General features: G+C 43.8%; 25 protein-coding genes and 1 tRNA gene. 5 read left to right on the top strand and 21 right to left on the bottom strand.

What is annotated here, in order from left to right; genetic code table 11:
- Positions 1–312 precede the first annotated feature (312 nt).
- From ACZQK9_RS08035 to ACZQK9_RS08015, 5 genes are all read right to left on the bottom strand, one after another.
- On the bottom strand, positions 313–1,005 hold the full coding sequence (locus ACZQK9_RS08035; protein WP_483270252.1) for an LrgB family protein: 693 nt from the start codon (positions 1,003–1,005) through the stop codon (positions 313–315).
- Positions 1,002–1,379 carry a CidA/LrgA family protein gene (locus ACZQK9_RS08030; RefSeq protein ID WP_483270251.1) on the bottom strand — a complete coding sequence of 126 codons (378 nt, stop codon included), beginning with the start codon at positions 1,377–1,379 and terminating at the stop codon, positions 1,002–1,004. Before ACZQK9_RS08030 ends, ACZQK9_RS08035 begins: the two co-directional genes overlap by 4 nt.
- Positions 1,380–1,589: 210 nt before the next feature.
- Positions 1,590–2,066 (bottom strand): hypothetical protein, encoded by a 477-nt coding sequence (locus ACZQK9_RS08025; RefSeq protein WP_483270250.1) that lies wholly within the window; start codon positions 2,064–2,066, stop codon positions 1,590–1,592.
- Positions 2,067–2,137: 71 nt separating this feature from the next.
- Positions 2,138–3,391, bottom strand: coding sequence for an ABC transporter substrate-binding protein (locus ACZQK9_RS08020; RefSeq protein ID WP_483270249.1), 1,254 nt, complete (start codon positions 3,389–3,391; stop codon positions 2,138–2,140).
- Between the two features lie 27 nt (positions 3,392–3,418).
- On the bottom strand, positions 3,419–4,909 hold the full coding sequence (locus ACZQK9_RS08015) for a GGDEF domain-containing protein (RefSeq protein ID WP_483270248.1): 1,491 nt from the start codon (positions 4,907–4,909) through the stop codon (positions 3,419–3,421).
- Positions 4,910–5,103: 194 nt separating this feature from the next.
- On the opposite strand from ACZQK9_RS08015, the gene ACZQK9_RS08010 reads away from it, so the two are divergent.
- Positions 5,104–5,174: transfer RNA gene (locus tag ACZQK9_RS08010), tRNA-Gly, on the top strand.
- A 142-nt stretch (positions 5,175–5,316) separates the two neighbouring features.
- Here ACZQK9_RS08010 and ACZQK9_RS08005 read toward each other — a convergent pair.
- From ACZQK9_RS08005 to tgt, 7 genes are all read right to left on the bottom strand, one after another.
- A complete protein-coding gene (locus ACZQK9_RS08005; protein ID WP_483270247.1) occupies positions 5,317–6,828 on the bottom strand; it encodes a flotillin family protein in 1,512 nt (503 codons plus the stop codon).
- A gap of 156 nt (positions 6,829–6,984) precedes the next feature.
- Positions 6,985–7,209, bottom strand: coding sequence for a hypothetical protein (locus ACZQK9_RS08000; RefSeq protein WP_483270246.1), 225 nt, complete (start codon positions 7,207–7,209; stop codon positions 6,985–6,987).
- Between the two features lie 20 nt (positions 7,210–7,229).
- Complete coding sequence (locus tag ACZQK9_RS07995) at positions 7,230–7,940, bottom strand: DUF3592 domain-containing protein (RefSeq protein ID WP_483270245.1); 711 nt, start codon at positions 7,938–7,940, stop codon at positions 7,230–7,232.
- 610 nt (positions 7,941–8,550) lie between these two features.
- Positions 8,551–9,561, bottom strand: coding sequence for a GGGtGRT protein (locus tag ACZQK9_RS07990; RefSeq protein WP_118374126.1), 1,011 nt, complete (start codon positions 9,559–9,561; stop codon positions 8,551–8,553).
- 19 nt (positions 9,562–9,580) lie between these two features.
- Positions 9,581–10,273: an iron-sulfur cluster assembly scaffold protein gene (locus tag ACZQK9_RS07985; protein ID WP_118374127.1), complete on the bottom strand. Its 693-nt coding sequence runs from the start codon at positions 10,271–10,273 to the stop codon at positions 9,581–9,583.
- Positions 10,274–10,442: 169 nt separating this feature from the next.
- Positions 10,443–10,856, bottom strand: a complete 414-nt coding sequence (gene yajC, locus ACZQK9_RS07980) for a preprotein translocase subunit YajC (RefSeq protein WP_483270244.1) — start codon at positions 10,854–10,856, stop codon at positions 10,443–10,445.
- 19 nt (positions 10,857–10,875) lie between these two features.
- Complete coding sequence (gene tgt, locus ACZQK9_RS07975; protein ID WP_177981710.1) at positions 10,876–12,009, bottom strand: tRNA guanosine(34) transglycosylase Tgt; 1,134 nt, start codon at positions 12,007–12,009, stop codon at positions 10,876–10,878.
- A gap of 112 nt (positions 12,010–12,121) precedes the next feature.
- On the opposite strand from tgt, the gene ACZQK9_RS07970 reads away from it, so the two are divergent.
- Positions 12,122–12,394, top strand: coding sequence for a hypothetical protein (locus ACZQK9_RS07970; RefSeq protein ID WP_178017962.1), 273 nt, complete (start codon positions 12,122–12,124; stop codon positions 12,392–12,394).
- Here the strand turns inward: ACZQK9_RS07970 and ACZQK9_RS07965 are convergent, their stop codons facing one another.
- Positions 12,395–14,248, bottom strand: coding sequence for a methyl-accepting chemotaxis protein (locus ACZQK9_RS07965; RefSeq protein ID WP_483270243.1), 1,854 nt, complete (start codon positions 14,246–14,248; stop codon positions 12,395–12,397).
- 253 nt (positions 14,249–14,501) lie between these two features.
- Between ACZQK9_RS07965 and ACZQK9_RS07960 the strand changes: the two genes are divergently transcribed.
- Genes ACZQK9_RS07960 through ACZQK9_RS07950 form a run of 3 tightly spaced genes read left to right on the top strand, consistent with a single transcriptional unit; the run spans position 14,502 to position 17,208 of the window.
- The gene (locus ACZQK9_RS07960) at positions 14,502–15,128 is read left to right on the top strand and encodes an ATP-binding cassette domain-containing protein (protein WP_216506204.1); all 627 of its coding nucleotides are present in this window, start codon (positions 14,502–14,504) and stop codon (positions 15,126–15,128) included.
- Between the two features lie 13 nt (positions 15,129–15,141).
- Positions 15,142–16,257 (top strand): ABC transporter permease, encoded by a 1,116-nt coding sequence (locus tag ACZQK9_RS07955; protein ID WP_483270242.1) that lies wholly within the window; start codon positions 15,142–15,144, stop codon positions 16,255–16,257.
- A gap of 18 nt (positions 16,258–16,275) precedes the next feature.
- On the top strand, positions 16,276–17,208 hold the full coding sequence (locus ACZQK9_RS07950) for an ABC transporter permease (RefSeq protein WP_483270241.1): 933 nt from the start codon (positions 16,276–16,278) through the stop codon (positions 17,206–17,208).
- Positions 17,209–17,271: 63 nt separating this feature from the next.
- On the opposite strand, the gene ACZQK9_RS07945 is transcribed toward ACZQK9_RS07950, so the two are convergent.
- The 8 genes from ACZQK9_RS07945 to ACZQK9_RS07910 all read right to left on the bottom strand — a co-directional run bounded on the left by ACZQK9_RS07945 (position 17,272) and on the right by ACZQK9_RS07910 (position 22,522).
- Entirely contained in the window at positions 17,272–17,886 is a 615-nt protein-coding gene (locus ACZQK9_RS07945) for a YigZ family protein (protein WP_216506199.1), read from the bottom strand.
- A gap of 20 nt (positions 17,887–17,906) precedes the next feature.
- A complete protein-coding gene (gene nrdR, locus ACZQK9_RS07940) occupies positions 17,907–18,362 on the bottom strand; it encodes a transcriptional regulator NrdR (protein WP_177969569.1) in 456 nt (151 codons plus the stop codon).
- Between the two features lie 4 nt (positions 18,363–18,366).
- Positions 18,367–18,633 (bottom strand): YlmC/YmxH family sporulation protein, encoded by a 267-nt coding sequence (locus ACZQK9_RS07935; RefSeq protein ID WP_021986307.1) that lies wholly within the window; start codon positions 18,631–18,633, stop codon positions 18,367–18,369.
- A 39-nt stretch (positions 18,634–18,672) separates the two neighbouring features.
- A complete protein-coding gene (locus tag ACZQK9_RS07930) occupies positions 18,673–19,548 on the bottom strand; it encodes a DegV family protein (protein ID WP_483270240.1) in 876 nt (291 codons plus the stop codon).
- 221 nt (positions 19,549–19,769) lie between these two features.
- Positions 19,770–20,555 carry an RnfABCDGE type electron transport complex subunit B gene (locus ACZQK9_RS07925; protein ID WP_483270239.1) on the bottom strand — a complete coding sequence of 262 codons (786 nt, stop codon included), beginning with the start codon at positions 20,553–20,555 and terminating at the stop codon, positions 19,770–19,772.
- Positions 20,556–20,568: 13 nt separating this feature from the next.
- On the bottom strand, positions 20,569–21,141 hold the full coding sequence (locus tag ACZQK9_RS07920; protein WP_117781351.1) for an electron transport complex protein RnfA: 573 nt from the start codon (positions 21,139–21,141) through the stop codon (positions 20,569–20,571).
- A 3-nt stretch (positions 21,142–21,144) separates the two neighbouring features.
- A complete protein-coding gene (gene rsxE / locus ACZQK9_RS07915; protein ID WP_178017955.1) occupies positions 21,145–21,894 on the bottom strand; it encodes an electron transport complex subunit RsxE in 750 nt (249 codons plus the stop codon).
- Between the two features lies 1 nt (position 21,895).
- On the bottom strand, positions 21,896–22,522 hold the full coding sequence (locus tag ACZQK9_RS07910) for an RnfABCDGE type electron transport complex subunit G (RefSeq protein ID WP_483270320.1): 627 nt from the start codon (positions 22,520–22,522) through the stop codon (positions 21,896–21,898).
- Between the last annotated feature and the right edge of the window lie 25 nt (positions 22,523–22,547).

The raw sequence follows: 22,547 nt of genomic DNA, 5'->3' as shown, positions 1-22,547 counted from the left end.
AATTCTAATTGCATATGTTGTGATGCATATATTTTAATATTATTTCATTTCATATGCGATGTATTGAAACCAAGAAGTTCTAACTGTTCTGATATACACATCATTTTCTCACGCAACCGCCGCCAATTCGCCATCCATGGCTCAATGGCGGCTTGTTTGAACATCGTGTTCAAACATTGCTGAATAACTCACAGAACACTAAGAACTTCTAAGTTTCAAACATATGCATATTTCACGAATTAATATTAAAATATATGCATTTCACATTCATAATCCTTGATGTGCAATTATCAATTATATTCTTTACCTTCCTTACATGAAATTCGCGTAGACGGATGCGAGTACAACGGTCAGGATTCCGGTGACGGCGATTGCCAGACTGCTCATCGCACCTTCCACTTCGCCCATCTCGATTGCCTTAGCTGTACCGATTGCATGGGATGAAGACCCAAGTGCAAGTCCCTTGGAGATTGGTTCCGTAATACGGAAGAGCTTACATATGAACTCGCCTAAGATGTTGCCAATCACACCTGTTACTACGATGACTGCAACTGTGATTGTCACATAGCCTCCAAGTTCTTCCGATACTCCCATACCGATTGCTGTCGTAATAGACTTCGGAAGCATTGTCACATATTCCTGATGGGTGAGTCCCATGAGCTTCGACAGTACAAATACCGTCGTCAGACTCGTAAGTACACCTGCCGTGATTCCAAGCATTACGGCTTTGACATTCCGCTTTAATAACTGCCACTGCTCATACAGCGGAATCGCCAGGCAGACCGTAGCTGGTGTCAGAAACCAGCTTAAGTACACGGCACCCTTGTTGTACGTATCGTAATCAATATGCGCACACACAAGCACGATGATCGTCAGGATCATCGAGATAAGCAATGGATTGAAGATTCCAAGCTTAAACTTTTTCTTTAATAATGAACCCGCCAGATACGCAAGCAGACTGAGTGTCACACCTGCGAACATGGACGTCTGAAATAACTCTTTCATGCCTTCTGCTCCTTTGCCTTTTCTTTTGCTTTGGCTCTCTTGATCACACATTGGGATACGCGTCCGGTCGCACCCATAACTGCTATAAGTGCCACAACCGTAATCACACTAACCGGCACTAACACTGGCTTCAATGTGCCCCACGATGCCATCAGACCAACCCCTGCGGGGATGAACATGACTGGCATGATCTCGATCAGGAATTTCCCGACATCCTTAACTGCATCCAGCTTAATGATTCCACTGAGCAATCCGATAAATAAAATCACCATGCCGTAGATGCTTGCCGGAATCGGCAATGGCAGGAAGTATTTTAACAACTCTCCTAAAAAGGAGATAAACAAGATTAACAGAAACTGTCGTAAGTATTTCATAATGATTCTCTAACTCCTATAAAAAGCAAATTGGTAGCACCACTTTGGTACTACCAATATTATACTTATACCTTTTTAATTGTCAATTATGAATTTTGCTACATTTTTCTGAAATAGCCGCAAAAATTTCTACATTTTCAATACCAGAAACGACTTACCTGCACGATAGTTTTATCTATAATATTCATCCCGCTGTCATTCCCGCCTCCGTTATGACTGCACCCGGTTCATATATTGTTCCCACAACACCGTAACCTGCGTGCCTGTCACATAAACCTGATAGGAATTACCGACAGTCTGATCTTCCGGATCCACAAATTCGATTCCAAGCACGTATCCATCCGCATCCCGCTTCATCTCAAAGAGATATGCCCCGGCGCAACTCTTTGGAAATTCTGCTGTCTCCACCACGGAAAGCTCGTAGTCAGGAACCTCGGACTGCAGCACATCATTTGCATCATAATACTTGTAGCCATCACGCACACACCGGATCAGTTTTCCATCTGTTATCCGGATCTTCGTCATACCGGCATAGCTTTCTGTATAATTTGTATTCTGGCTGTTGTCCGCTCTCACAATCAGTGCTTCTACCATAAGCTCCACACCATTTTCTGTCACTGCAAATGTATCGATCTGACAGTCGTCAAACCGGAAATGCTCTAACTCATCTACGCTTTTATATGCCACTTTGTTCATCCTTCCTTCTCTGCATTCTTCTGTATCAATCCATGAAATTACGCTGGATTGATTTCCCGATATCAGTAAATTGCTTCATATAATTTTTCTACGACTTCATCTTCGGAAAGCTTATCATAGATATAATAGTCCGCATTGACCTTAAAACCATCATAGACACTTTCGTTCTCCAATACCGGCTGCAATATCTCCAGCCGGTCTGCGTAATTTTCACGCATGTCATCTGCCTGTTTCTCATAGCCGCTGAGTTTTTGTGTTTCCTGCAATGCTGCCTTTGCCGCGTCACTGATTGGAATGCCTTTTTCGGTTCCCTGCAGCTGTGCCATATCCCTGCTATTGAGCAGAAACTCCAGAAGCTTTGCTGCTTCCTCCGGATACTCCGTTGTTGCACTGATGGCATACATCGTAGCCGGTTTTACACACCATCCGAATTTCTTCGCAGCTGCATCCTGCAGATAATCGCCTACAATAACCTCTGAGCCGTTCTTTTCCAATGGTGTGCAATAATTTGCTGCATCACTGATCCACGCAAGCGTTCCCGCTGCTTTTCCTGTCGAAAAAGCATTTCGATTAAAGGAGTCGATTGGCATCAGCACACCTTCATCAATCAGACGCTTGTAGAAATCAAGCATAAATGCAATATCCGCTTTCGTCAGCTGTAATGACCCATCTGCTTTCACGGACTCCTTTCCCGTTATTTGTTCAAGATATGCAACCAGCATCAGAAAGAGTTGTTTTTTTGTCGTTCCAAGCGGGTAGATTCCATCCCGGCTCATAACCTTAGCCGCTGCAAAAAGATCATCCCACGTCTTCGGGATCTCCAGGCCATACGATGCGTAAATCGTCTTGTTATAATAAAACATTGGTGTATTAAATGAAATCGGAACGGCATACAGTTTTCCGTCCATTTCCCCATAAGCAAGCTCCTCCGGAGTGTAATTCTCCAGATGAATGATGTCTTTCAGATCATACAAGTTATAAAAGCCATTTTCTTCGTCTGCATATTCCGACAGCCACGCATAATTAATCTGCATCACATCCGGTGCATTGTGGGAGCGCATATAAATATGCATTTTGTTCTCGTATCCTCCCCAACTTCCATAGTTTGCCTGCACCTCTATCTGTCCCTGGTTTTGTTCTGTAAATATATCCAATGCCTGTAGTGTGTACCGATGCCGGTCATCATTTCCCCACCAGGAGTAGGAAATCTCCGTCGTGGATTCATAGACTACCGGTTTGCTATTTCCGGAACACCCGGATAAGAAAATCAGACATGCAATGAGACAGATGCTGATTCCACGATATTTATTTTTCATTTTTCCCATGTACCTCATATCTGCCAATCAATCCTCATACCAATTGTATTGATGTTTTCCGTTTTCTTTTGATACATATAACGCACGGTCCGCCATCTGATAAGATTCCTCGAATCCAAGTTTTATTCCATCTCCCGCAATTCTCAGACAGATTCCTGCTGAAAGTGAGACTTTACACGATTCATAGTGTGTATCAAACTGCTTATGAAATGCATCCAAAAGTGCATCCAGCCTCCGGGCAACCTCCTCCCGTATAACGGTCTCTTCCTCATGCTCAAATGGAATGTACACCGCAAACTCATCTCCGCCCATACGCCCGATGATTGCCTGTGTTCCAAGAGTTTCCCGGAAGATTACTACGGATTTCTTAAGAAATTTATCCCCTTCCTGATGCCCATATGTATCATTTACCATCTTAAAATTATCCATATCCAGCATCATGCAGATATGCTTTGTTCCTTCCCCTGCATGTGCAAGCTTTGTATCTACCAGATCACGGAATGATTGCTTATTCAACACATTTGTCAGCTGATCGTAATCTGCTTTCTGCCTGATCTGCGAAAGCACGCCATCCTTTACCGACACCTGTGAATACAGAATTCCTGCTGCCGACATAGCAACCACAAGCATAATAATATATACAATTATGGCAAACCGGTTGATTCTGACCTGTTCTGCAAATAACACGTTCTCCGGAGCCACACATATTACCTGCCAGTCGTTCTTGCAGGTTCCAACTACTACAACTTCCTTGTCGCCTATAATCCAGTAATTGCTATATCCATCCGGCAGATTGTTCCAGACTTCTTCTGCATTCCGCCCAAGTATCTCTCCTGATTCAGCATAGACGATTGAATGCGCCGAATCCACAAGATAGCTCTGCATCCCCGGCACATCCTCCATATCTGTAAAAGACTGGCTCAGTTCCCGGCTATAAAATGCTGCCACAATAATTGCATGCGCATTCAGTCTTTTTACGTAATACAGCCGGTCATAGCACCTCTCATAATCGAAAAACCAGCCGGATTCCTTCCTCTCGTCTGTAATATGCCCTTGCAGATACGCATATAGACCACCATCCGGGAACAACCCGAGCGTCGTATTCGATATTGCACCAAGCGATGAGTCATCTGCGTATACAATTCCAAAATCAGAGAAATTCTGAAGAATATTGATATCCTGCAAACGTTTTTCAATCGCCGTTTCCTGCTGTATCTTCTCGAATGCATCCTGCCCCTCTTTCGTTGCATCATACTCACAATAGATATCATCCGAGAACAGCAATGCTGCGGTATCTTCGATTCTTCCCAGATACTGATTGAGATTTGATATCTGCAATTGGGTGTTTGCCTGTATCAGGTTTACAACCTTTGATTTCATTTCCCGGGAGGATTTTCTTGTCAGAATCAAAGTGATGGTTCCTGTTGCAACTGTAATGGCAAGCAAAAACACAATGACGATCCGAAATGTGAATCTTCTTATCTGAATATCTGTCTTTGTATTATTGTTAAAAGACATTTCTAACCTTACTCCTTCCAGATCTGATTTCAGCATAATAGAATATTATAATATAGGATTCCGCGATTTACAATAACCCTTTTTTTGCCGCATTTCCTTCGCTGCATTTCCTTAAAAATCCGGTACAATCATGCATTCTTCCGGACAATACGATGCTTGACTTTCGTGCCTGTCTGTACTATATTTATTTTATTGCAGGTATAGTTCATTGGTAGAACACCAGCTTCCCAAGCTGGATAGGCGGGTTCGATTCCCGTTACCTGCTTTTTTACGTGATAGAACTGCAAGGTTTCGTGAATCAAGTTTCATTCACTTTCACAGTGAATGAAATATTATTGATAAAAGGAAAGGCACCAGTTAAGGTGCCTTTCCTTTTATCTTAAAAGTTTTCTGTTTTACACAATATCTTACTCCACAGTTGTATCTACGGAAGTTCCCGCCTCTACTGGAGCTTCTACCTTGATACCATCCAAGCCTGTGATGTTCACATTCTTGTTAACCTTCGCATCGTATGTATTTGCACGCATGATATCTGCGATATCGATACCGGTAACTTCCTTCACAGACTCCATTGTCTTTGCAAGTACCTGTGGCACATACGATCCCATCGAACCAACACCGGAACCCTCGCCGTTGCCGTCAATGATCGTTACCTTGTCGATCGTAGAGAGCGGCTCTGCGATTGCCTTTGCCATCTCCGGCAATGCCTTCACGATCATTTCCATCATGGCTGCCTGTCCATATTTCTTCATCGCTTCAGCTTTCTTCTCTAAGGCTTCTGCCTCTGCAAGGCCCTTTGCCTCAATTGCCTTCGCCTCTGCCTCGCCGACAGCACGGATACCTTCCGCCTCCTGCTGCTTTGCGAAAAGCTCTGCTTCTGCCTGTGCCTTCTTCGCTTCGGCTTCCTGCTGCTTCTCGAACTTATCTGCCTCAGCATTTCTCTGACGCTTATAGAGCTCTGCATCTGCCTGCTGCTGTCTTGCGAACTTGTCTGCCTCCGCTTTCTTACGGATATCCGCATCCAGAGACTGCTCCATAACCTCAGCTTCCTTCTTCTTCAGGTCAACTTCCTTCTCCTGACGTGCGATATCTGCCTCGGTCTTTGTAACCTCGATTGTCTTACGCTGTGCTTCCTTCTGAATCTCGTAAGCTGCATCTGCTTCCGCATTCTTCGTATCTTCGATTGTCTTTAATTCTGCCTTCTTGATTGACAGCTCATTCTGCTTAACAGCAATTTCCGTATCGGATAATACCTTCGCATCGTTCGCTTCTTTTCTCGCCTGCGCCTGTGCGATCGCTACATCACGGTCCGCGTTTGCCTTGGCGATACTTGCATTCTTCTGAATCGCTGCCATATTATCCTGACCAAGTGCGATAATCAGGTCATTCTGATCCTCTACTTGCTGGATGTTGCAGGAAATAATCTCAATACCCAGACGGTTCATATCCACCTGTGCCTTCTCCTGCACCTGATCACCGAAGGACTTACGATCGTTACACAAATCCTTCAGACTGATCGTACCGATGATCTCACGCATATTACCCTGCAGAGAATCCACCAGTGCTTCCATAATCTGTGGTTCCTTCATGTTCAGAAAGTTCTTCATGGCAAGCTGGATACCTTCTTCATCCGTACGGATCTTAACCTTCGCAACCGCATCAATGTTCACACCGATGAAATCCAGTGTCGGAACATAATCGCCCGTCTTGATATCGATACTGATCTGCTTGATCAGAAGCTCATCCTTCCGCTCGAAGAACGGAAGCTTCAAACCAGCTTTACCAATCAGAATCTTCGGTGTCTTTCTTAAACCGGAAATAATATACGCCTTATCCGGTGGTGATTTGACATAACTGGTAAATAGGATTACCAATAATGCCACAATGATAATAATAATTGCAATTGTTGAACCATTCATACGTAAACCCTCCCTAACAACAAGTTAATTGATTGCTATGCGACTCCAATCGCATATTTTCTTTGGTGCAAAATTCACATTCCTGCATCCACTCAATATTGTACCATGTATGTCTGAAAATCACTATTACATTTTTCTGCATTTTTGGTACATTTTCTATACAATTATGCAATATTCATTAAGGAATCGATTGTTCGAAGAAAGCAGCTGTAGCATCTTATTAAATGAATAAATCGTTGTATCTGTCGGTACATCCACCACAGCATCAAAATCATTTCCAAGCAGGATGTCCGGTTTTGTATTCAGCACAATTTCCCGGATATCCACATCAGATTTTTCTTTATCTATGTACTTATAGTTTAATGTTTTACAAAAATTCATCTATTACACACAGATTCTGTTTATTTGTCACGCTTCTTGAACATCCTGTTATAAATCTCAATTCCCTTGTCAGGATTCTGGTTCATCCAGAATACAAGATAGCCGCCTATCAGGAACAAAGCCCCTCCTATTATAACAAGATAGACAGACCATGTCGGGATTTTCCTTCCATCCGTTATTTTGGTTGGTTTCTCCGGATTATAATATACCGTTACCTTCTGCCCTATCTGCATATCATGTCCATCACCCACATATATCTCATTATATGTTTTTCCATCTACTTCATAATCCACAAAGATGGTGCAAGTTGCATGATTTCTATGCATACGTTTTTCTGTTACAATACCTGGTACGGTCTCAGCTTTTCTTAAAAACAGATCATTATGTACATATGCCGCAAGTCCCGCAAACAGCAAAGCCAGTCCGACAAACATAACTATCATCACTTCCTTACGGACAGACTTTTTTCTTATTTCTTTGTCTCCTAAATCTTCTCCAAAGATCCGCGCTTGTTTTTCCTCTGACAAAATATATGGATTTCCTGCAGGCTCATATACAGATTTTCTATCCGTATAATACTCCGGACGTTCAATCGGAGTTGTCCTTGTTGTTTCAATCACATATGGATCCTGTTCTAAATCGCTGAATTCCCCCAGTGAAGAATCTTTTAATTCTTCCTGTAGGTCTTTCATGCGTTTTGTGGAATCCTCATCTTTTAACTTTAATGACATATTTTTCCTCCTCACAAATATACAAAGGATTGTTGCAAAATTCTTTCATTCATTTTAACATTATCATACATATATGGAAATAACAATGTGTAATTTTCTTCTGTCATGGATATGATTTCAACCCTGATTTCCAGATATTTACTATATTAATTTCCTGTTTGGGTTTTCTGCTTGCTTTTCTCTGTCTACGCCCACGCCGTGGGTTTTTCCCCTTAATTTCTCTCCCTCACACCCAGTTTCATCTCCGTATCTTTCCGATTAGTTTCCGGTTTGGGGTTTTCTGCTTGCTTTTCTCTGTCTACGCCCACACCGTGGGTTTTTCCGCTTAATTTCTCTCCCGCGAGCCCAGATTTACATTTTGTGGAAAATAATATACAAGATATAACCGAATCCACTTATACAGAGAGAGATGTGGAATGGCTTAGAAAAGACTTAGAAAAAATGCAATAAAAAGGGAACCAATCATTTAAGAAAGGTTCCCATATATTTGACTATTTGTGTGTCAAGTTGATGTGTCAATTAAGTGTCAAATAGGTGTCAAACGATGTACATTTTACCACTTTTTATCACTTTTGACTACTTCTAAAAATCTAGCATTTACGCCATTTTCTTAGAACTTACCAGCCTTTGCTGCTTCTTCAACAGAAACTGCGACTGCAACAGTAGCACCAACCATAGGGTTGTTACCCATACCGATCAGACCCATCATCTCTACGTGAGCTGGTACAGATGAAGAACCTGCGAACTGTGCATCACTGTGCATACGTCCCATAGTATCTGTCATACCATAAGAAGCAGGACCTGCTGCCATGTTATCTGGGTGAAGTGTACGACCTGTACCACCACCGGATGCTACGGAGAAGTACTTCTTACCCTGCTCGATACATTCCTTCTTGTATGTACCTGCTACCGGATGCTGAAAACGTGTTGGGTTTGTTGAGTTACCTGTGATAGATACACCAACATTCTCATGATGCATGATTGCAACACCTTCCTGAACATCATCAGCACCATAACACTTAACAGTTGCACGAAGACCTGTTGAGTATGGCTTCTCATATACTACGTTCAGTTTAGCTGCCTTATAATCGTACTTTGTCTCAACAAATGTAAATCCATTGATACGTGAGATAATCTGAGCTGCATCCTTACCAAGACCATTCAAGATAACACGAAGTGGCTTCTGACGTACCTTGTTAGCCTTCTCTGCGATACCGATTGCACCCTCAGCAGCTGCGAATGACTCATGTCCTGCAAGGAAACAGAAGCACTCTGTTTCTTCCTCAAGGAGCATCTTACCAAGGTTACCATGTCCAAGACCTACCTTACGGTGATCAGCAACAGAACCCGGGATACAGAAAGACTGAAGTCCTTCACCGATTGCTGCTGCAGCATCTGCTGCTCTTCTGCAACCCTTCTTAATTGCGATTGCTGCACCAACTGTGTAAGCCCAGCAAGCATTCTCAAAACAAATTGGCTGAATCTTCTTAACCTGATCGTAAACATCAAGTCCAGCGTCCTTTGTAATCTTCTCAGCTTCTTCAATAGAGCTGATACCATAGCTGTTCAATACAGCGTTAATCTGGTCAATTCTTCTTTCATATGATTCAAATAAAGCCATTGTCGTTTCTCCTTTCCTCTTATTCCTGTCTAGGATCGATAATCTTCACTGCATCAGCAACACGGCCATACTGACCCTTTGCCTTCTCCCATGCTGTGTTCGGATCATCACCCTTCTTAATGAAGTCTGTCATCTTTCCAAGAGAAACGAACTGGTATCCGATTACTTCGTTGTCTGCATCAAGTGCAATACCTGTTACATAGCCCTCAGCCATCTCAAGGTAACGAACACCCTTCTCCTTTGTTGCGTACATTGTACCAACCTGAGAACGAAGACCCTTACCAAGATCCTCAAGACCTGCTCCAACTGCAAGACCGTCATCAGAGAAAGCACTCTGTGTACGACCATAAACAATCTGAAGGAACAGCTCTCTCATAGCTGTATTGATAGCATCACATACAAGGTCTGTGTTCAGAGCCTCAAGGATTGTCTTACCCTGCAGAACCTCTGCTGCCATAGCTGCAGAATGTGTCATACCGGAACAACCGATTGTCTCAACCAAAGCCTCTTCAATTACGCCATCCTTAACGTTCAGTGAAAGTTTACAAGCACCCTGCTGTGGTGCGCACCAGCCAACACCATGTGTAAAACCAGAGATATCTTCAATCTTCTTTGAGTGTACCCACTTTCCTTCTTCAGGAATAGGAGCTGGCTCATGCTTTGCGCCCTTGGCTACTGGGCACATGTTTTCAACTTCCTTCGTGTAAATCATTGTGGAACTCCTTTCAATATTAAAATTTTATAGAGAGATGTTTCTTACATACAAAACACCATCAACTACATTTTCTCACAAAGTCATAATTTCGTCTACACCTTTTTTGTCTTTTTTTGTAGAATATGCAAACATGGCTAGCGCCTGCATTTCCCGCGGCAAAACAGGATTATTCCTTTGTCTTTCCAAGCTTCTTATCTGCTTTTTTGTCTTCCTTTTTCTCGTCCTTTACCGGTGTATCATCTTCCTCATCCTTTACGACTGCAGAACCTGCTTTTTCAATCTCAGCGATTGCATTCTTATGCATTGGAATACGGCAGTTCTTATTGTTACCGAACTCTACGATAACCGTTGTATCATCCACAATATCAAGGATTGTACCATAGAAACCACCGGTGGTCATGATGTTATCGCCCGGTTCCATTGCCTTGTGCAGATCTTCCATCTGTTTCTTCTGCTTCTTCTGTGGGCGGATGATCAGTAACCACATGAATCCGACTAAGATTACAATGTAGATGACCCAGAACAGTCCACTTGGCTGCTTTGCAGTTGTTGCTGTTGATTCCAGTAATGTTAATAACATGTCTTAAAACTCCTTTTTTTTATTCTTGATTTTGAAAGCCTTCTAATTTCTGTCGTTTATATTCACTATAACGATGTTCTTCGATTGCCTCCCGAATCTCACTCATCATATTATTATAAAAATATAAATTATGCAAGACGCAAAATCTCATTCCAAGCATTTCCTTTGCTTTGAGCAGATGGCGGATATAGGCTCTCGAATACTTCTTGCACGCCGGGCATCCACAGCCTTCCTCGATCGGACGCTCATCCAGTTCATATTTTGCATTGAACAGATTCAGCTTACCATGGTTTGTATAGACATGACCATGTCTGCCATTCCGGGATGGATATACACAATCAAAGAAATCAACCCCACGCTCTACAGCCTCCAGTATATTCGCCGGTGTACCAACGCCCATCAGATAGGTTGGCTTGTTCTCCGGCAGATACGGAATAACCGACTCGATAATCCGATACATCTCTGCATGTGTCTCTCCAACTGCCAGTCCGCCGATTGCATAACCATCTAAATCCATGTCTGCAATCCGCTTCGCATGCTCGATGCGGATATCATCTATAACACCACCCTGATTGATGCCGAATAACATCTGTTGTTTGTTGATTGTATCCTCCAGGCTATTCAGCCTCTGCATCTCCCGCTTGCACCGCTCTAACCAGCGTGTTGTACGGTCTACCGATGGCTGGATGTAGGACCGGTCTGCCTTTGCCGGTGCACATTCATCAAATGCCATTGCAATCGTAGATGCAAGATTCGATTGAATCTGCATGCTCTCCTCTGGTCCCATAAATATGAGACGTCCATCGACATGCGAATGAAATGTCACACCTTCTTCTTTAATCTTTCTGAGTCCGGCAAGTGAGAACACCTGAAATCCACCGGAATCTGTCAGGATTGGCTTGTCCCACACCATAAACTTGTGCAGTCCGCCAAGTTTTTTCACAACCTCATCACCTGGTCTTACATGCAGATGATAGGTGTTCGACAGTTCAACCTGTGTTCCGATTGTCTGCAGATCCTCGGTTGAAACTGCACCCTTGATTGCAGCTGCTGTGCCGACATTCATAAAGACCGGCGTCTGGATTACGCCATGCGGTGTCGTAAATTCGCCACGCTTGGCGCTTCCATCTTTGGTAATCAATTTGTAACTCATGCTGTTGCTCCTTTATAAATCGTTTGCTATTTTACTTGTTTTTTTGTCCTATGACCGATATAATTATAGAACGATCCACTTCAATAACTATATAAGCAAGGCAGGTGATACTATGTTTCGCATCTGGGGAAAAATAATGAAAGATAACCGTCTCGTCAAAGACCATACTGTCTGCATTGAGGACTACACCTTGACGCGTACAAAAAAGGTGTATGCCGCCCTTGACGAGCTATGCTACACCTTTGATCTGGCAAAGCCTATCTGGTTGAAATCAAACCAGCAGGATTTTATCCGTCATGCAAGAACCCGGTTCACGCAGGATAATTTCATTGAATCCATTGATTTTGATTATCTTGACTTTCAGGTCATCGAGGAGGACTACTGATTATTCCTGATCAGAGTCCTCTTCGTCTGTATCTGCATCATATGCTGTATCATCTTCCGGTTCGGGATCTTCACTTATCTCTTCATCTTCTTCTGCTTCTTCATCCCGGTTTTCTTCTATTCCACTGTTTTCTCCGCTGTCTTCTGCATCTTCCCAGGATTCAGATGCTTCATCTATCCCAGCCTGTGTATCCTCAGAATCTTCGCAGGTTTCCTCCGACACACCTTCGGTTAGCTCTGCCTCCATCGGTTCTGTCTCTTCGGATTCGGACTCCTCTGCGGATGCACTCGCAGGAGCCTCTGCTTCCTGTCCATCATCCTCTGAAAAATAATCTGAATAATCGGTTGTATCACGAGATACAGTCTGAACGGTCGTCTCATCTAACATCTTATTGATCTCTTCTAAATCCGCTGCGCGCAGACTTCCGATAATCTTTGCAATCTCATTTAACTCATCAATCACACCGTTTAATTCATTCAAGTTTGTCTCACACAGATTCGCGGATGACTGCGCATTTGCTGCAATCTCTTCACTGGCTGCCTGCTGGTTTGCCAATCCGTCAATGATAGAATTGTTCGATGCATCCAGATTACCGGACAACTTATCAAGCTGCTTCATATCACCGGATAACTTTTCCACAGCCCCGGCAATTGTCTGGAAGCTTCCATCTGCCGCCTCGATGTATTTTGCCTGCTCCGATACTGCCTCTACACTTCTGCGGACCAGATCCGATGTATGATTGGCAAGATCTGTCACACCCTTCAGAAGCTGTGTGATACTGTCGATTGAGCTTCTTGTATCATCCGCTAATTTACGGATTTCATCTGCAACAACCGCAAATCCACGTCCCTGCTCTCCTGCACGTGCTGCCTCGATACTTGCATTTAATGCAAGGAGGTTTGTCTGGCTGGAAATCTGATAGATAATCTGTGTAATCTCCTCTGCAGACTGGATCTTCTCACAGAGTTCTTCCGATACACGGGTTACATCTTCATTGGCTACATTGATATCATCTGATTTGTCTTTCAGGCTTTCAATAATATCTAAACCGGACTTTACAGATTCGATTGCACGGTGCGTTGACTGTACAGTGTTGTCCTTGACATCGATCAGATTGTCGATGATCTCCTGAATCTGCTGTGTCATCGTTGTCGATACTTCCATATTCTCTGCGGTGTCTGTAACGCCGGTTGAAATCGCATCCACAGATTTGGTAACCTCCGCTGTCGCCGCCTGGAAGTTATCGAGCTTTGACTGGAGCTGTTCAATATGTGCATTTCCGTTATCTACAACCTTTACCATGTTCTCTGTGATTTCTTCCTGATATGCAACATGGTACTCGATCTCCTGACGATCGGTTTCCTGCTCACGCAGGGTAATGCTGCATGCCATCAGAATACCAAATGTGAAAATAACTGCCAGAAGCAGAATCTCAATCCATGTAACGGATGGAGCAAATCCATGCTTTACAATCTGGATGATCGTCTCAACCAGAATACCAAGTGTTGATGCACCACAGGTTACACGTATATGAAATGTATCCATGTAGATAATACACATGCCCATCGCAATGAAGATCGGAAGTGCATCCATCACCGATCCTGACACAAATGCTGACACAAGCACCAATACAGAAAATGCTGTAACGGATGTGAATTTCATCAGTTCGCTGCGGTCATTGATCAACTGGAACACAACATTTCCAACCGCAAACAATGAGAATAATACCAGCAGCGGCACAAATCCCTTCTGTGTTTTATAATTGATAATCAATACTGCAATCTTCGCGATTGCAAAGGCAACCATCAACTTCATCGCCAGATCATTTTTCTTTGCTAATCTCGTTCCATTCATAATGTATGTACCCCATATCTTTCGTTCTACCAAATTTCCGTTACGTGTAAATACACGTCATGTCATATATGTTTAAAATTATAGCAAATTTATAATATAAAGTCCATAGAGAAAATCCACTTATACATGCTTTCTACTTGTATATTATACTTAAAAATGCTATCTTTATTGTCAGAACAGGAATACCCGGATGTATACTGATATTTTATTGACAGACAATACACGTTCATCTCCGGATCAAAAAGGAGCTATTATGTTTCAGGTTGAACATATCACAAAATCATATGGAAAAAAACAGATATTAAATGATGTATCTTTTCCCATTCCGGAAGGGTGCGCCATCGGCATCTTAGGTATCAATGGCTCAGGGAAATCTACATTATTATCCTGCATTGCCAAAAAATACGCAGGCACCCCAGATATCCGGATTGGTTATGTGCCACAGGAAAATCCGCTTTATGATGAATTAAAGCCTTTAGACAATCTGCGCATGTGGACAAACAAACGAAAAGCAGAGATTCTGCATACGTTGCAGACGCCACCGCTTGCACAGCTTGGAATCCAGACATTTCTGGATACTCCGGTCAAAAATATGTCCGGCGGTATGAAAAAACGGCTCAGTCTCGCATGTGCCCTGCTCGATGCACCACAGATTCTGTTGATGGATGAGCCATTTGCGGCGTTGGATCTGCCAGCCAAGCAGGATGCCATGCAGTTCATGCGTTATTATTTAAGTCTTGGAAATTCCATTGTGATTGCCTCCCATGAGGAAGCCGTTTTTCAGTTCTGCCACACAGTCTATCTTCTGAAAAATGGCAGACTTTGTGACGCCTCACATCTGCCAGAGGGCTCAAATTATATTGATCTGTTACGAAATTAGTTAAGAGGAACTTATGTCTTATATCCATATGTTTTTTAATTTCATCCGTGCCAACTGCAAACGGCTGTTACACTATATCCCGTCTATGTTTGTCTCTCTGTTACTGTTACTTCTCCTGACCGGAACCGCAGGATTTTATCTGTCCAGACATCTGTATAAAGAGAATGTATTTTCCGCGATTTCCATCGGATACTATCTGCCACAGGACGACAATCTGGATTTAAACCAGCTTGGTATCGGTATGTTACAGGATTTAGAAGGAATGGAGGAAACTGTCCAGCTCGTTCAGGTAAACAGTGTCGAGGAAGGCTACAACAAGCTTGCTTCACACGAAATCCTGTATCTGATCATCGTTCCGGAACAGTTTTTCTCCGGAATCATGGACAGCACAAATGTGCCACTCGACATCGTCGTCTACGATAACAGCTCCATCTCCGCTTATATTATCAATGAATTATTCATGTCCTACGCCGGAATGCTTGGAACTGCACAGGCTGGTATTTACAGCGGACTTGACACGACACGTGCCCACGAATTTACGCCGGAACAGGTACACGAGCTTTCCAACCGCGTGAACTTCGTATACCTTGACCGTGTTATGAACAAAACAAATTATATGGAAACAATATCGGCAGAAGATGCAGGAAGTGTGTCACTCACACAGCACTATGCCGCATTTGCAATTATATTAAGCCTCTGTTTTCTGGCGTTTCTTCTGATTCCCTATTTACAGGGCACCGGAAATGGCATCCGTGAATGCATGAAGCTGTATCATCTAAACCGAGGACATATACTGGCAGCAAACACGATCCATACATTTTTTGCTCTGTATATCCTGTTTCTGCCGTGCTATATCGGCATCTCTGTCTGGATGGGACACGCAAATGCGACCGGGCTTTTAACAATCATCCCGGCACTGCTTTTGATTGCACTGCTGATCGCCGGAATCGCAACCTTTTCCAGAAGTACCTTTTCCGCAAATATCTGTCTGCTTTTTGTCGTACTGGTGCTCGCCTACTGTGGTGGCGGACTTCTGCCGGATGTCCTGCTGCCAAAGGTGATACAGCAGATCCGTCCATATCTGCCGGGAACGTATGTAATGCAGCTTTTCTGCCACGCACTTTATTAAACATTTGGGAGTTATGTTATGAATCGACTGATTGTCGCATGGAAACGAATTTTACACCGAAAATTATACTGGTGCATGCTGGGCGTCCTGCTCATTTTAACCGGAATCTACGCATTGCTTCCGGCGAAGAGCCGGTCCACAGAGATCCGTGTTGCCGTATATCTGGAGGATACCAGTGCATATACAACGCATTTCAAAAACGAATTAAATGCCAGCGCTTCGCTCTATCAGTTTTATTATGTTGACACGTCCAACGAAGTGATCCAGGATGTCCAGGCGGGCGATGCGGAATGCGGCTTCGTCCTGCCAGACGGATTTTTCTCCGGCTATATTGATGGTTCCGGAGAACCGAAGATTTCCTTGTACGAGACAAGCGCAAGCACACTTTCCTCTGCCATCAGCGAGACATTCTTCCATTATATCTTCAAGGTTGCTTCCCCACAGATCTTAGTTGACACGATTGACGATGCAGCGTTATCCGAAGATTTAAAAAGCCGTATGCAGACATACATGGACAGCGATACGATCTTCCGTATGTCGTCCGTCACAGATGGTGCTTATGATTATAAGGAAAATACCTACCGTATCCAGCTTCCAATCTTCGAATGTACCTGTCTGCTCATCCTGTTTGCCTCATTATTCAGTCTGATGCTGTTCTTACAGGATCAGGAGCGTGGCATCTACATTGCACTTTCCGGCAGACGCAGATATAGTATTTTATGCGCAGGGCTTCTGGCTGGTATCCTTCCAATCTACGGAATCGGCATGCTGTGCAACATAATTACCTATGGAACTGCAACGCTATTGCAGGTAACACTTGTCAGCCTGCTCGCCTGTCTTCTATCGCTTGTGCTTTCGGTGTTCATCAGAAAAAGCCGGGCACTCGCCAGATGGATTCCGGTGTTTTTACTAATTGCCATCGCGTATTTCTTCGTGAATTATATTCTATGATATCGTATTTTCAGATAGTTGAAACATAAATTTAATATGATACAAACGAAGAACAGGACGGGATCATCCAAAGATCTCGTCCTGTTCTTCAATCTGCACTCTTGCATTCGTAGCATCGGTTATCTCTTTTAAGATTGCTTTTGCATCACCGACCGGAATATGTACCGTAAAAACCACATCCTCTGCAAATTCCGTGTTGATAATCGCAACCTGTCTCGTATTCAGGATATATTGTATTTTTCCCATATCCGTGTAATTCGTCCGGATGAAAACCGGAAGTAATTGCTGCATTAACTTCGTCGTGCACGCTTCCAAGGCTTCCTTCGTTGCCTGCGTGTATGCACGGACAAGTCCGCCCGTACCAAGTAATGTACCTCCGAAATACCGTGTCACTACCACACAGATATCATGGATTCCGGAATTCTGAATCAGCTCCAGCATCGGCTTTCCTGCGGTTCCCTGCGGTTCTCCATCATCCGAAAAACGAAGCAACGGCATTTCTGCGCCCACAGAAAATGCAAAACAGTTATGCCTTGCATCGTAATGCTTCTTCTTGATCTTCTCGATAAAAGCATACGCCTCTTCTTCTGTCTCAACTGGGGCAACCTGGGCTATAAAACGGGATTTCTTCTCAACAATCTCGCCCTCTGCACCCTCGATCAGTTTGATATAGTCCATAGCATGCCTTTCCGTTTCCCTTACTTTGTGTCCAGAAGCTTCTTCAGCTCACTCATAAAGGTATCAGCATCCTTGAACTGACGGTAAACGGATGCAAAACGCACATACGCAACCTGATCCAGATCTCGAATCTGATCCATCACAATCTCACCGATCTTCTCACTCTCGATCTCCCGCACGCCGAGATTGAAAATCTTGTTCTCGATTTCGTCGACGCATGCTTCGATCTGATCTACGGATACCGGACGTTTATGACAGGAACGTACAACACCGGACTCAATCTTGGAACGGTCATATGTCTCACGATTCTTGTCACGCTTGATGACAATCAAAGGTATCGTCTCCACCTTCTCATACGTGGTAAAACGTTTTCCACACTCATCACACTGTCTTCTTCTACGGATTGCCTCATTGTCATCTGCTGGTCTTGAGTCAATCACACGCGTATTATCATCTCCGCAAAATGGGCACTTCATATGTTTATTCCTTTCCTCCCTGAATTTTCCGTATATCGCAGGCATCGATATCAACCAGGACGATGTCCGGTCCGATACGCACAATGTTACAATACCGGATGTAATATTCTGTTCCCGAACCAAAGCACGAAAATAATTTGCCCGGTCCCGGTACGATGATTGCAAGTATCTTCCCTGTCTCACAATCAAACTCAACGTCGGCAACATAGCCGAGCCGTCTGCAATCCTTGCAGTTTATAACTTCTTTTTCTTTTAATTCTAAAAAGCGCATCGAATACCTTCGCTTTTTATAGTTAGTATATGCACCGGATTACCGCTTGTCACCCAAAAAGAACAATGTCATTGTTCCGGGGCCTACATGAGCCCCAATAATTGGTCCAACCTCACTGATTATAATCTTGTCCGGATGAAATTTTTCCTCTACCTTCGCCTGAACATATTCTGCATCTTCCAGGCAATCTGCATGGCAGATCAATACCATATCCTGTTTATCTGCATAACTTCCCACACAGTTTTCCATCTCAGACACAAGCTGGTTTAATGCTTTCTTACGTCCACGTACCTTGCTTTCTGCAGCAAGCCTGCCCTCTATATCCACATGCAATACCGGTTTTAACTGAATCATACCTCCGATCATCGCAGCCGTCTTAGAGATACGTCCTCCTCGCTGCAGATAAGTCAGATCATCCACAGTAAACTTATGAACAATGTGATGTTTTAATGCTTCCAGTGCCTGCATATTCTCCTTTGCTGACATGCCCTTCTTCTTGTTCTCGATCGCATGATAGATCAGCATACCATGTCCACCGCAGGCACAGATTGAATCAAATACACAGATATCCGCATCCGGATATTTCTCCTGCATCTCTTCCCTGCATATAAATGCATTATTGATTGTACTGCTGATGCCGGATGAAAGACAGGTGAATAATACGTCTTTTCCTGCAGCTAAGGCCTTTTCAAACTCCTCTTCGATATCGTTGATGTTGGGAGCTGCCGTCTTTGTTCCCTCTCCCGCACGCATGCGATCATAGAATTCTTTATTTGTCAGCGTCTTTTCTCTTCCATCGAATACCTCATCTCCGATCTCAAAGCTGATCGGGATGATCACAACGCCCTGTTCCTCGGCATAACCGACAGGCAGGTCATTCGATGAATCTGTGATAATAACGTAATCTCTTTCCATATTCTCTCCCATTGTATTCACGCTGTGGTATACAAGTTGTACATAATTACGAATTCCACACAGACGCGCTCCCGCTCGGTTCATCACGCAATGGTACTAAATTCACGGCAAACAAGTTTGCCATTCATTAAGTACCAGCGTGCTTCAACGGTCTGTGTTAGAATTGTAATTATGTACAACTTGATACACTCTATCGCTTTAATATTTTAATACCATATGTTCTATCGTATAATCTTTACTGGACATTTTTCCTTGCATGTGCCACAGCCGGTACATTTCTCGTAGTCGACAACTGCGAGGTGATCTTTCACGGTAATTGCTCCCTGTGGACAGTTTCTCTGGCACAGACCACAGCCGATACAGCCTGCGCTGCAGACTGCCTTTACATCTTTGCCGAATTCCTTCGAGTTACACTCGACAATGGCACCTGCATCTTCCGGTACCATCTCAATGATATGTCTCGGACAGGCAAGTACACACTGTCCGCACGACTTACATTTGTCCTTGTCTACGACTGCCACACCATCTACGATGGAAATTGCATCAAACTGGCAGGCACGCTTACACGAACCATAACCGAGGCAACCGAAGCTACAGCCCTTTGGTCCGCCACCCGGTGCATTTGCTGCAATCTGACAATCCTCAGGGCCTACATAGTCGTAAGCGTCCTTTGCCTTCTCACAGGTTCCGGCACATTTCACATGTGCCACATGTCTGACACTGTCGATCTCCCCACCGACAATCTCTACAATCTTCTTTGCTACGGCTTCACCACCGACCGGACAGGCATCCGGCTTTGCTTCGCCCTTTGCGATTGCTGCCGCAAGACCATCACAACCCGGATATCCACAGCCTCCACAGTTGTTGCCCGGCAATGCCTCACGTACTTTGATTTCCTTCTCGTCTACTTTTACTTTAAACTTCTCGCTCGCTACACCTAAGAGGATTCCGGCTAAAATTCCGACAATCCCAATGACTGCAGCCGCGTACAAAATCGATGCTCCCATTTCTTCGCCTCCTCTAAATCAAACCATTCAGTCCAAGGAAAGCGATTGCCATAAGACCAGCTGTAATCAGCACGATTGGCGCTCCTTTAAAGCTTTCCGGTATATCGTTTTTATCAATCTTCTCCCGAATACCTGCCATTACTATAATCGCAATTGCAAATCCGACTGCGGAGAACATACCGTTGATGATAGATTCTCCGATGTTTAAATCATCCTGCACATTTTTCAGTGCGATACCAAGCACAGCACAGTTCGTTGTGATCAGTGGCAGGTATACACCGAGCGCTTCATACAGCGATGGAATCGTCTTCTTTAAGAACATCTCCACAAACTGTACAAGTGCTGCAATGACTAAGATAAACACGATCGTGTTCAGATACGATAGTTTAAGCGGCACAAGCACAAAATGATAGATCACACTTGTCACTGCCGAAGCAATCGTCATAACGAAGATAACCGCACCACCCATACCGGCTGCGGTGCTTACCTTCTTTGATACTCCTAAAAACGGACAGATACCCATAAACTGGCTCAGGATAACGTTATTCACAAGAGCAGCGGATATCGCTAATAAAATAATGTTCATATCCTACTCCTCCTTTCCCTTGCCTGCACACATGGCATTTGCACAGCTTGCGCAATCTGCCAGTCTGCATGTCTCTGCCTTCCCGCCTGTCTTCTTTGCCTTCTTGATATGACGACGGTTGATAAAGGCAATAATAAATGCCAGTACAAGGAATGCGCCCGGTGCCGATACAAAAATACTTGCCGGTTGGAACAGTCCCTGATCAGATAAAATCTGGAAGACCTTCTCACTTGCATGACCTTCAGCAAAGGATTCAATTGCCTTTACAAAGCTGAATCCAAAGATACTGCCGGAACCAAGAATCTCACGGATGATACCGATTGTCGTAAGTCCGACTGTAAATCCAAGTCCCATACCGATACCATCAAAGATGGATGGGATCACCGGATTCTTTGAAGCATAGCTCTCTGCTCTACCTAAAATAATACAGTTTACAACAATCAGTGGAATAAAGATTCCCAGACTGTCGTTCAGGCTTGGAATATATGCCTGCAGCAAAAACTGTACGATTGTTACAAAGGAAGCGATGATAACGATGTAAGCCGGAATACGCACCTTGTCCGGAATCAGCTTCCGGAGCAGGGAAATCATAAAGTTGCTCATCGTCAGAATCACCATCGTTGTAAGTCCCATGCCAAGTCCATTGATTGCTGAGGATGTAACCGCAAGTGTTGGACACATACCAAGCATCTGGACGAAGGTCGGGTTCTCTGTGATAATACCGTTCTTTAAACGTTCTGTTATCTTTCCCATATTACTTAGCACCTCCTGTTGTCAGGAATCGAATTGTACGAAGTGCCGCATTGACTGAATTTGTCACTGCAGATGTGGTAATCGTCGCGCCAGACAATGCATCGATCTCACTGTCCTTTGTTGAACCCGTCTTTGTATATTCAAACTTATTGACGGTCTTATTGATAAACTGCTCCTTAAACTCGTCTGTATCTGCTTCCATACCAAGACCTGCTGTCTCGTTCAATGTCAGGAAGGAAATACCTGTAATCCGATATTCTGTATTGATACCGATTGCCATCTGAATATCTCCGCCATAGCCCGCCGTACTTGTGATGAGAATTACATAACCAACCAGTTCATTCTTCTCATCATCGCCGCCGACACAGATATCGTCGATATGAACATCCTCAAATCCATACGATTCAAGCAATGGATTGATCTGCTTAACAACATCTCCATCTTCTTCCACACTCATAATACGTGTTGCTTCCGGAAGCACCTCCGCATAGGCATCGTTCTTCGCCTGCTCCTGTGCCTTCTCAATCGGATCCTTTGTGACACTATAGACTCCGCCAAGCGCTGCACCCATTACAACCGTGATCACGCAGATTGCAACAATTGCAACCACGATACCTTTGACATCCATCTTGTTCTTCTTAGGTTCCTTGTCA

Source organism: Wujia sp., assembly GCF_056872695.1.
This window is presented reverse-complemented; position numbering and strand designations above follow the sequence as displayed.